At 56.8% G+C, this 257-nt stretch carries 1 protein-coding gene; it reads left to right on the top strand.

Going from position 1 to position 257, the window contains the following annotated elements:
• Positions 1–257, top strand: a 257-nt coding sequence (locus tag QP381_RS09195; protein ID WP_285068720.1) for a proline dehydrogenase family protein, incomplete at both ends; no start/stop codon positions are given.

Genomic DNA, 257 nt, shown 5'->3' with positions numbered 1-257 from the left:
AATGGTGGCTCACCAATTAAGGTGCGAGTCGTAAAGGGTGCCAACCTTTCCATGGAGCGCGTGGAAGCAACCGTGCATGGGTGGGACATGGTGACCCAACCGAACAAAGAAACGACAGACGCGAACTACATCCGCGTCCTCGATTGGGCGCTGCGCCCCGAACACACGAAGAACGTGACTATCGGCGTGGCCGGCATGAACCTGTTTACTGTGGGATTTGCCTACGAGCTGGCCAAGAAGCGCGGCATCTTACACAC

This window comes from Pauljensenia sp. UMB6358 (genome assembly GCF_030216865.1).
Taxonomy (GTDB): Bacteria; Actinomycetota; Actinomycetes; order Actinomycetales; family Actinomycetaceae; genus Pauljensenia; species Pauljensenia turicensis_A.
The sequence above is the reverse complement of the archived record's forward strand: the minus strand, read 5'-3'. Positions and strand labels throughout refer to the sequence as shown.